Here is a 10,536-nt window from a genome sequence, read left to right as displayed (position 1 = left end):
CTTCGGCTCCGCGTCGAACTCCTCCTCAGCAAGCCCCAGGTACACCATGGTCTTCTTCAGCGGGTTACTCATCGCTTCCTCCCTGCCTAGCGTTCTGTCACGAGGCTAACCCGTGACGGGCCTGTTTCCGGTGATTGCCGTGCCAATTCTGAGGTGTGTCGCACCCTCGGCAACGGCCTCGGCGTAGTCGTGCGTCATCCCGGCTGAGATGGCGGTGGCCTCCGGGGCGAGCGTCCGCACCCGCTCGGAGTAGCCGCGCAGGCGGGCAAACGCCGCGCGGGGGTCCTCGTCGAGGGGCGCGACCGCCATGACCCCGAGCAGCCGAAGCCGCGGGGAGATGAGGGTGCGCTCCACGAGCGCTTCGAGCTCTGCGGGCGCGACGCCGCCGCGGGCTGGGTCGTCCGTGAGGTTGACCTGCAGGAAGCAGTCGAGGTCTCGCTCGATCGGCTCGAGCGCCTCCACGAGCCGAATCCGGTCCACGGCGTGCAGCACGTCCGCGTAGCGGGCGACCTGACGGGCCTTTTTCGTCTGGATCTGGCCGAGGAAGTGCCAGGTGAGGTCCAGCGACCCGAGATCGGCGGCCTTCTGCTGCGCCTCCTGGTGCCGGTTCTCCCCCACGTCCCGCACGCCGAGGGCCGCGAGGTCCTCGATGAGCTGGTTCGGGTGGAACTTGGTCACCACGATCAGGGTCGGCTGGTCGCTGCGACCGGCGGCGCGGGTCGCCTCGGCGATCCCGCTGCGCACCGCGGCGAGACGATCGGCCAGCTGCGAGGTCATCGGCTGCCTACTTCAGGAAGTCGGGGATGTCGATGTCGTCGTCCTCGTGGAACGCGGGGTCCGGCAGCGAGGCCTCGACGGGCGGGGCGGTGATGCCCTCGCCGAAGGCGTCGGCGGCGCCGGCCTCGAGGGGCGCGGGCTCGGGGATGGGCTCCACGTAGCTCGCCCGGCGGCCGCGCTCGGCGATGGCGGGCTCCTGGCCCGGCTCGACGGGGTCGAAGCCCGCGGCGATCACGGTGACGCGCACCTCGTCGCCGAGGGTGTCGTCGATCACGGTTCCGAAGATAATGTTCGCCTCGGTGTGCACGACGTCCTGGACGAGCGAGGAGGCCTCGTAAATCTCCGAGAGGGCAAGGTTCGAGGATCCCTGGATCGACAGCAGAACGCCGTGCGCGCCCTCGATGCTCGCCTCAAGGAGCGGGCTGGCCACGGCCAGCTCGGCGGCCTTGATGGCGCGGTCGGCGCCCCGGGCGGAGCCGATTCCCATCAGCGCGGAGCCCGCGCCCTGCATGACCGACTTCACGTCGGCGAAGTCGAGGTTGATGAGGCCGGGGGTCGTGATCAGGTCGGTGATGCCCTGCACGCCCGCGAGGAGCACCTGGTCGGCGGAGGCGAAGGCCTCGATCATGCTGATGCCGGGGTCCGAGATCTCGAGCAGCCGGTCGTTCGGCACGACGATGAGCGTGTCGACCTCCTCGCGGAGGGTGTTGATGCCGGAGTCGGCCTGCGCCGCGCGGCGCTTGCCCTCGAAGCTGAAGGGGCGGGTCACGACACCGATGGTCAGCGCGCCGATCGACTTTGCGATCCGGGCCACGATGGGCGCGGCTCCGGTGCCCGTGCCACCGCCCTCGCCCGCGGTCACGAAGACCATGTCGGCGCCGGTCAGCGCCTCCTCGATCTCCTCCGCGTGGTCCTCGGCGGCCCGTCGCCCGACCTCGGGGTCGGCGCCCGCGCCGAGCCCGCGGGTGAGCTCGCGGCCCACGTCGAGCTTGACGTCGGCATCGCTGAGCAGGAGCGCCTGCGCGTCGGTGTTCACGGCGATGAACTCAACGCCGCGGAGGCCGAGCTCGATCATGCGGTTGACCGCGTTGACGCCGCCGCCGCCCACGCCGACGACCTTGATGACTGCGAGGTAGTTCTGGTTGTTTGACACGTCGGTCCTCCGCTTAACCTTAAACCTCTACCTGAGGATTAAAGTATATTCTGAGTATACATTTCCTAAGTGAAGACGTTACGGGGTTCGGCCTCCCGCGCGCCGCCGACACACCGCGGGGCGGCGCATCGGTCGTCTTTTCTCGGCGCGCCGGGGCGACGATCCCGGCCGGGACGGGCGACGCCCCGCGGCCCGGGCTATTCCTGCTCGGTGAACACGGGCGACTCGGTCGAGGACACGTCGATCACGGTCACGGCCCGGTTGGCGAGGGCCGTGCGCATCGAGGCGAGGATCACGGACTTCACGCCCGAGTCGTCCGGGCCGCCCCAGACCACATCGGGGCCGCCGTTCACCGTGAAGCGGATGTCCTCCCCCGTCGAGGCGGTGACCTGGTTGAAGCCCGCGAGCAGGTCCGGCGGCATCTGCTGCAACGCCGCGGCGACCGCGACAAACGCGGGGTGGCCGACCTCGGCGGCCTTGCCCGTCGCGAGCGGGAACCCCTCGGGGCGCGCCTCCCCCGTTTCGATGCGAATCCCGGCCTGGTCGAGCAGGGCGAAGCCCCCGTCGGCCTCGACCGCGAGCACGGGCCGACGCTCGGCCACGCGCACCACGAGGGTGTGCGGGGGCACCCGCTCGACCGCGTACTCCTGGATGAGGGTGAAGCCCGAGAGCGCCTCGCGCACCTGGCCGTCCTCGACGAGGGCGAGCGGGGTGCCGAGCTGCGGGGCGAGCGCCTCCTGGATCGCGGCCTCGTCCACGCGCTCGGTGCCCGCGACCTGGATCTCGCGCACCCCCATGATCGGGGTGAGCACGCCGATGCCGACGAAGAGGGCGAGCCCCGCGACCGCCGCGAGGCCGATCAGCCAGGGGCGGCGTCGGCGACGCAGGTGGGTGCCGAAGCGGCGGCGTTCCGTGCGCTCGCGCTTGCGACGCTCGCGGCGGGCGCGCCGCAGCTCGGCTCGGGCGCGCGCCTCGGGGCTCGGCAGCGGCTTCTCGCGGCGGGCGAGCCGCGAGCGCACGCCCGCGCCGCCCGGCACGATCGCCCCGGGGTCGTCGCCGGCCGCCTCGTGCTCGTCGCCGGGGTCGAGGCTCGGCAGCCCGGCAACGTCGGGAGCGCCGGACCCGGGCTCGATCACGTCCGTTGGCCGGGCATCCGGATCGATCACATCGGTGTCCTGCGCGTCGGCGGACCCGGTCTCGGCGGTCCCGGCAGCGCCTCCCTGAGTCGCCGCCCGCCCGGCTCCGGCCCGGCCACCGCCGCGGCGGAACCGGCCGCCGAGGCCCCTGCCCGGGGCGCGGCTCCGCCGCGGCGGGGCCTCGCCCGCGCCGAGCGCGGGCAGCCCGTCCAGGTCGTCGCGCTCGGTCGCCGACCGCTCGCGTTCCTCGCCCCCGACGAGGCTGTCCGAGAGGTCGATGGTGGCCGAGAAATCGGCGGTCTCGGCCAGGTCGGCGGGGCGGCCCTGGGCGGGCGCCGGGCGAGCCGCATGCGGCTCCGAGGCTGACTCCGAGGCTGGCTCCGAGACTGACTCCGGGGCGACCTCCGGGGCGGCCTGGCCGCGGCGGAGCACCCCCCGGGCGCGGCTGAGCCGCGGCTGGGCCGCCTCGGGCGGCGCAGCCGGGTTCGGGCGCTCGGCATCGACGGGGGCCGGTCGGGGCGCCCTGCGCTCCGGCTCCGGTCCCCGATCGAATCCGCTCGGCCGCTTCACCGTTAGTCCGTGCGGGCCTCGAGGGCGCCGATGATCTGCGGGATCATCCGGTAGACATCGCCGCAGCCCATCGTGATGACGTAGTCGCCGGGGCGGGAAATCTGCGCGATGTGCTCCGCGGCGGCCTGCCACTCGTCCACGTAGGCGACCTTCGCGGGGTCGCGGAAGCGCGAGGAAACCAGCTCGCCGGTCACCCCGGGGACGGGGTCCTCGCGCGCGCCGCACACCGCGAGCACGACGGTCTCGTCGGCGAGTTCCTCCAGGACCTCGGCAAACTCCCCCGCGAAGTGCTGGGTGCGGGAGTACAGGTGGGGCTGGTGCACCGCGATGAGGCGGCCGTCCCCGACCACGGTCCGGGCGGCGCGCAGCAGCGCGTCGACCTCGGTCGGGTGGTGCGCGTAGTCGTCGTAGACGCTGACGCCGTCGATCTCGGCGTGCAGCTCGAAGCGGCGCACGGTGCCGCCGAACGCAGCGATCGCGGCCAGCGCGTCGGCGGGGTCGAACCCGAGGGAGACGAGCACCGCGAACGCGCCCGCGGCGTTGACCGCGTTGACGTGCCCGGGGACCGTCATCTTCGCCTCGTAGCGCTGGCCCTCGTACTCCACCGCGAAGGCGACGCCGCCCTCGGTGACCACGTCGAGCAGGCGAATGTCAGCGTCCGCGGCCTCGCCGAAGGTGACCGTGCGCTCGGGGTCGAGCTGCGCCCGGACCTCCTGCGCGCCGGGGTCGTCGGCCGAGATCACGACGAGCTCGCTCGCGCCCTGCCCGAAGCGCACGAAGGCGTCGAAGAACTTCTCGCGGGAGCCGTAGAAGTCGAGGTGCTCGGGGTCAACGTTGGTGATCAGCGCGACCGAGGTGTCGTAGAGCAGGAAGGAGCCGTCAGACTCGTCCGCCTCGACCACGAAGAGCTCGCTCTCCCCCGCCTGGGCGTTGACGCCGATCGACTCGATCACGCCGCCGTTCACGAAGCTCGGGTCGGCGTTCAGGCCGAGCAGGCCCGTCACAATCATGCCGGTTGAGGTGGTCTTGCCGTGGGCACCCGCGACGGACACGAGCCGCTTGCCGCGCACGAGCCAGGCGAGCGCCTGGGAGCGGTGCAGCACGGGGAGGTTCTCGGCGAGCGCGCGCTGGTACTCCGGGTTGTCCTGCCAGAGGGCACCCGTCACGACGAGCGTGTCCGCGTCGCCGACGTTCTCGGCCGCGTGGCCGATCGCAATGGGGATGCCGAGCTCGCGCAGGGCGACGACGTTCGCGTTCTCGGCGGCGTCGGAGCCGGTGACCTCGACGCCCGCCTGGCGGAGCATCCGGGCGATGCCGCTCATCCCGGAGCCGCCGATCCCGACGAAGTGCACCCGGCCAAGCTCAGCGGGGATCTCCTGGGTGGGGTCGGGGTAAATCATGCGTGTCCTCCGCTTCGTGACCGTCTGGTCTGCATCGATGTAGGATATCGCGATCCGGCTGAGGAACGCGTGAAACCGCGCCGGGGCGGGGCGGCTCCGCTCCCCCTCGGCGCGTCGCCGCGGGCTAGGCCCGGGCGCTCAGGGCCTCGCGCACGAGCGCGTGCAGGCGCTCGGTGCCGTCGAGGACGCCGACGGAGCGAGCGGTGCGGGACAGCTCGGCCAGCCGCGCCTCGTCCGCGATGAGCGGGAGCACGTTGCCGCGCACCCAGTCCGGGGTGAGTTCGTGGTCCTCGACGAAGATCGCGCCCCCGGCCTCGACGACGCCCGCCGCGTTGAAGCGCTGCTCGCCGTTGCCGTGCGAGTACGGGGCGTAGATCGCGGGCAGCCCGAGGCCGGTCAGCTCGGACACCGTCGTGGAACCGGCCCGGGAGACGACGAGATCCGCGGCCGCGAAGGCGAGGTCCATCCGGTCGCAGTAGGGCAGCACGGAGTAGTGCTCGACGCCCGGGTCCACGAGCTCGTTGAGCCCGCCCCAGACGTGCAGCACCTGGTTGCCCGCGGCGACGAGCTCCCCCGCGGCTCCGGAGACGGCCTCGTTGATCTGCTTCGCGCCGAGGGAACCGCCCGTGACGAGCAGGGTGCGCCGGGCCGGGTCCAGGCCGAAGTGCGCGAGCGCCTCCTCGCGGGTCTCCGCGAGGTCCAGCTCGGCGACCTCGCGGCGCAGGGGCATGCCGACCACGCGGGCCCCGCGGATCGGGGTGCCCGCGAAGGTGACGCCGACGCGGGCCGCGGAGCGCGCGCCCAGCTTGTTCGCCAGTCCCGGCTTCGCGTTCGCCTCGTGGATGACCGAGGGGATACCCTCGGCCTTCGCCGCCCGGTAGGCGGGGGCCGAGGCGTAGCCGCCGAAGCCGACCACGATATCGATGTCGCGCTCGCGGATCAGCTCGCGGGTCTGCGCGATCGCCCGCCGATACCGCTGCGGAAAGGACAGGGCGTAGCCGTTCGGGCGGCGCGGGAAGGGGAGCCGCTCGATCGTGACGAGCTCATAGCCGCGCTCGGGCACGAGGCGGGCTTCGAGCCCCTCCTTCGTGCCCAGCACGACGATGACGCTGTCCGGCTCCGTGGCCCGGATTCGGTCGGCGAGGGCGAGGAGCGGGTTGACGTGGCCGGCGGTGCCGCCTCCGGCGAGGAGATAGCGGGTCATGAGGTCCTTCCGAGGTGCGGGTTCGCGGCGGAGTCGTCGTCGGCGGATTCCTCGGCCGCCGCGCGGCGCTCCGCGGTATCCCGGGTAATGGAGAGCACGACGCCGATCGCGAGCATGCATGATATGAGCGCGGTTCCGCCCGAGGAGAGGAGGGGCAACGGCACCCCGAGCACGGGGAGCAGCTTGAGCACCACCGCGATGTTGACGAAGGCCTGGCCGATGATCCAGACGAACACGCCGCCGATCACGGCCCGCCCAAAGAGGTCCTGACACTCGCGGATCGCGCGCAGCAGCGCGAAGGCGAGCACCACGTAGAGGCCGATCACGACGAGCGCGCCGACCATGCCGGTCTCCTCGCCGATGATCGCGAAGATGTAGTCGTTGTCCGCGGCGGGGAGCCAGGACCACTTGGTGCGGGAGTTGCCGAGGCCGACGCCGAACAGCCCCCCGCTCGCGAGCGCCCACTCGCCGTGCAGCGGCTGCCAGTCGCGGCCGCTGTAGTCCGTGACCTCGGACTCCAGGAAGCTCAGGATGCGGCCCATCCGGTTTTCGCTGAACAGGGCGAAGCCCAGGGCCATCACGACCCCGCCGATCAGCGGGATGGACAGCGCCTTCCAGCTGAGTCCGGCGAAGAAGAGCACCCCGATCACAATGGCCGCCATGATGATGACCGTACCGAGGTCGTGGCCGAGCAGCACGGTGCCGAGCACGAGGATGGCGCCCGGCAGCACGGGGATCAGGGCGTGGGCGACGTTCCCCAGGAGCTTGCGCTTCTGGTACAGCACCGTGCCCATCCACACGATCAGGGCGAGCTTGAGCGGCTCGGAGGGCTGCATCGTGACCCCGCCGATCTGGATCCAGTTGCGGTTGCCGTAGACGTCGATGCCGATGGGCGAGAAGACAAGCAGCTGCAGGACCACGCCGAGGCCGAGGAGCGGCCAGGCCCATTTCTTCCAGAAGGCGACCTTCCGGGTGCTCGCGATGAGCATGAGCGGCAGGCCGATCGCGGCGAACACGGCCTGCTTGGCGAACATGCCGAGGAAGCCCTGCTCGTCCAGGTAGCTGATGACCGACGACGAGGAGAGCACCATGATCAGGCCGATCAGCACCAGCAGGAGGGTGACCGAGAGGATCAGCGTCGAGGTGCGCGACCCCGTCCGCAGCATCGGGCCCAGGCTGATTCTGGTGTGGGTGGCCCGAGCACCGGGCTCAGCGCTGTGCGGCGGAGTCGTCATCCGCCTCACCTCCCAGGAATTCCTGTACGGCCGCCTGGAACCGGCGGCCCCGGTCACCGTAATCCGTGAACTGGTCCATCGACGCGGCCGCGGGGGCCAGGAGCACGGTGTCCCCGCGCTCCGCGATCGAGGCGGCGTACCGCACCGCCCGCAGCATCGTGTCCTCAGTGTCTCCCGGGTCAACGAGGAAGCGGGGCACGTCGGGGGCGTGTCGCTCGATCGCGGCGACCGCCTCGCTCTGGTCGACGCCGATCACGACGAGCCCGGCCAGCCGGGGTGCGTGCTCGCGAACCAGCTCGGCAATGTCGACGCCCTTGAAGAGCCCGCCGAGTACCCAGACCACGCGGGGGAAGGCGCGCAGCGAGGCCGTCGCCGCGTGGGCGTTCGTCGCCTTCGAGTCGTCCACCCAGGTGATGCCGTCGCGCACGAGCACCGTCTCGACCCGGTGCGCATCCATGCGGAACCCGAGCACGGCCTCCCGGATCGCGGCGGGCTCCACCCCCATCGACCGGGCAAGCGCCGCGGCCGCGAGGATGTTCTGCAGGAGGTGCGGCGCGGCGAGGCCGTGCTCGGCGAGCTCGTCCACCGTGACGAGTTCCAGCGCGGAGTTGCGCCGGTCCTCGTGGAAGCCGCGGTCGCAGAGGATGCCGTCCACGATGCCGAAGCCGCTCGGGCCGGGGGTGTCCAGGCCGAAGCTGATCGCGCGGGCCCCCTCGACGACGTCGGCCTCCTGCACCATCTGCTCGGTGGCGGCGTCCATCCGGTTGTAGACGCAGGCGACCTTCGTGTTCTCGTAGACCCGGGCCTTCGCGGTGCGGTAGCGCCGGGCATTGCCGTGCCAGTCGAGGTGGTCGTCGGCGACGTTCAGGACGACGCTCGCGTGCGGCGAGATGTCGCCCAGCCGGTGCAGCTGGAAGCTTGACAGCTCGACGACGAGCGCGTCGTAGCCCTGCGGGTCGCGCAGCGCGTCGAGCACGGGCACCCCGATGTTGCCCACCGGGGCGGCGCGCAGGCCCCCGGCGACGAGCATGTGCGCCGTGAGCTGGCTCGTAGTGGTCTTCCCGTTCGTGCCGGTGACCGAGATCCACTCGGCGATGCGCTCCGTCTTGTCGCGCAGTCGCCAGGCAAGCTGGATGTCGCCCCAGACGACGGTGCCGCGCTCCTCCGCCCAGCGGGTGAGCGGGTGGTCGGGGCGGTAGCCGGGCGAGACCACGACGAGCTCGGGGTCGAAGGCGATCAGATCGACCAGCTGCGCGTCCGTGTCGGGCTCGAGCAGCGACTCGCTGCCGATCACGTCGAGCAGGTTCTGGCGTTCCTCGTCGGCTTGGCCGAAGATGACCCGCACCCGCGCGCCGAGTTCGACGAGGGTGTCGGCGACCGAGAAACCGGTCACGCCGAGGCCGAGCACCGCGACGCGCAGGCCCGTCCAGTCGTCGTGCCAGCTGCCGAGCGCGAGGACCCGCTCGCGCGCCTCGGCGGTCACTGCGTGATCCACTCGGCGTAGAAGAGGCCGATGCCACCCAGCACGAACACCGCGGCGACGATCCAGAACCGGACGACGACGGTGACCTCGGCCCAGCCCTTGAGCTCGAAGTGGTGGTGGATGGGGCTCATCAGGAAGATGCGCTTGCCCTTGGTCACCTTGAAGTAGATGCGCTGCACGATCACGGAGCCGGTTTCGATGAGGAACAGGCCGCCGATGAGGACGAGCAGCAGCTCGGTGCGGCTCAGCACGGCGAGCGCGGCAATTGCGCCGCCGATGCCGAGGGAGCCCGTGTCGCCCATATAGATGTGCGCGGGGCTCGTGTTCCACCAGAGGAAGCCGATGAGGCCGCCAACGATGGCCGCGGCGATGACCGCGAGGTCGAGCGGGTCGCGCACCTCGTAGCAGCCGGCCTTGTCCGCGACGATCTGGCAGCTCTGGTTGAACTGCCAGAACGCGATGATGACGTAGGCGCCGATCGCGAGGATCGAGGCGCCCGTGGCGAGGCCGTCGAGGCCGTCGGTCACGTTCACGGCGTTCGAGGTCGCGGTGACGATGAGGACGATCCAGACGATGAAGGCGATGACCCCGGCGACCGCGCCGAGGGCCATGAAGTCGATGTTCAGGTCCCGAAACAGCGAGATCTTCGTCGAGGCCGGAGTCAGCCCGTGGTGGTTCGCGAAGCGCAGGCTGAGCACCGCGAACAGGACGGCGACGAGGACCTGGCCAAGGATCTTCGACCAGCCGCCGAGCCCGAGGCTCTGCTGCTTGCGGGTCTTCAGGAAATCATCGAGGAAGCCGACGGCGGCGAGGCCGACCATCATGAGGATCACGAGCAGCGCGGAGGCGCTCGGGGTCTCCCCCATGATGAGCTTCGCGAGGAAGTAGGACAGCACGGAGCCGGAGATGAAAATCAGCCCGCCCATTGTGGGCGTGCCCCGCTTGGCGAAGTGCGACTGTGGGCCGTCCTCGCGGATGAACTGGCCCCAGCGGAGCTTGCGGAAGCCGCGGATGAACAGCGGCGTCAGCAGCAAAGAGTAGAGCAGGGACAGCATCCCGGCAAGCAGCAGCGCAATCACGAGTAAAACTCCCCCAATCGGTCTCCGAGGAACCGAAGTCCCGCGGAGTTCGACGACTTGACGAGCACCGTGTCGCCGGGCTGCAGTTCCCCGGTGAGGTAGGCGTAGGCCTCGTCCTGCGTCTCGAAGAACACGCTCTCGCTGTCCCAGGATCCCTCGTTGATCGAGCTGATGTGCAGGCGGCGCGCCTCGGCGCCGACCACCACGATCTTCGAGATGTTCAGCCGGACGGCGTGCAAGCCGATCCGGTCGTGCTCCGCCCCGGAGAATTCGCCGAGCTCGCTCATCTCGCCGAGCACGGCGACGGAGCGGGCTCCGGGGGCCGTGATGAGGGCGAGCGTCTTGAGCGCCGCGGCCATCGAATCGGGGCTCGCGTTGTAGGCGTCGTTAATGACGGTGATCCCGTCACGGCCGCCCATCGGCTCCATCCGCCAGCGGGCGGGCTTGGTCATGGATTCGAGCGCGGCGACGATCTCCGTGAGGTCGAGGCCCAGCTCAT

General features: G+C 71.1%; 9 protein-coding genes and 1 pseudogene. All 10 read right to left on the bottom strand.

The window, feature by feature from the left end:
• Positions 1–72 (bottom strand): annotated as a pseudogene (locus tag OOT08_RS18220) (cell division protein SepF); the annotation flags it as partial.
• Positions 73–105: 33 nt separating this feature from the next.
• A complete protein-coding gene (locus tag OOT08_RS18215; RefSeq protein WP_325094299.1) occupies positions 106–777 on the bottom strand; it encodes a YggS family pyridoxal phosphate-dependent enzyme in 672 nt (223 codons plus the stop codon).
• A gap of 7 nt (positions 778–784) precedes the next feature.
• Positions 785–1,930: a cell division protein FtsZ gene (gene ftsZ, locus OOT08_RS18210; protein WP_325094298.1), complete on the bottom strand. Its 1,146-nt coding sequence runs from the start codon at positions 1,928–1,930 to the stop codon at positions 785–787.
• A gap of 197 nt (positions 1,931–2,127) precedes the next feature.
• A complete protein-coding gene (locus OOT08_RS18205) occupies positions 2,128–3,636 on the bottom strand; it encodes an FtsQ-type POTRA domain-containing protein (protein ID WP_325094297.1) in 1,509 nt (502 codons plus the stop codon).
• A gap of 2 nt (positions 3,637–3,638) precedes the next feature.
• The gene (gene murC, locus OOT08_RS18200) at positions 3,639–5,036 is read right to left on the bottom strand and encodes a UDP-N-acetylmuramate--L-alanine ligase (protein WP_325094296.1); all 1,398 of its coding nucleotides are present in this window, start codon (positions 5,034–5,036) and stop codon (positions 3,639–3,641) included.
• Between the two features lie 124 nt (positions 5,037–5,160).
• Positions 5,161–6,240: a UDP-N-acetylglucosamine--N-acetylmuramyl-(pentapeptide) pyrophosphoryl-undecaprenol N-acetylglucosamine transferase gene (locus OOT08_RS18195; protein WP_325094295.1), complete on the bottom strand. Its 1,080-nt coding sequence runs from the start codon at positions 6,238–6,240 to the stop codon at positions 5,161–5,163.
• Positions 6,237–7,475: a putative lipid II flippase FtsW gene (gene ftsW / locus OOT08_RS18190; RefSeq protein ID WP_325094294.1), complete on the bottom strand. Its 1,239-nt coding sequence runs from the start codon at positions 7,473–7,475 to the stop codon at positions 6,237–6,239. Before ftsW ends, OOT08_RS18195 begins: the two co-directional genes overlap by 4 nt.
• Positions 7,450–8,958, bottom strand: coding sequence for a UDP-N-acetylmuramoyl-L-alanine--D-glutamate ligase (murD, locus tag OOT08_RS18185; protein ID WP_325094293.1), 1,509 nt, complete (start codon positions 8,956–8,958; stop codon positions 7,450–7,452). Before murD ends, ftsW begins: the two co-directional genes overlap by 26 nt.
• A complete protein-coding gene (gene mraY / locus OOT08_RS18180; protein ID WP_325094292.1) occupies positions 8,955–10,037 on the bottom strand; it encodes a phospho-N-acetylmuramoyl-pentapeptide-transferase in 1,083 nt (360 codons plus the stop codon). Before mraY ends, murD begins: the two co-directional genes overlap by 4 nt.
• Positions 10,034–10,536: glutamate ligase domain-containing protein (locus OOT08_RS18175; protein ID WP_325094291.1), on the bottom strand; the 503-nt coding region annotated here is incomplete at its 5' end. The genes OOT08_RS18175 and mraY, both read right to left, overlap by 4 nt.

Origin of the sequence: Leucobacter sp. M11 (assembly GCF_035726885.1) — a bacterium.
Classification (GTDB): domain Bacteria; phylum Actinomycetota; class Actinomycetes; order Actinomycetales; family Microbacteriaceae; genus JAPFRB01.
The sequence above is the reverse complement of the archived record's forward strand: the minus strand, read 5'-3'. Positions and strand labels throughout refer to the sequence as shown.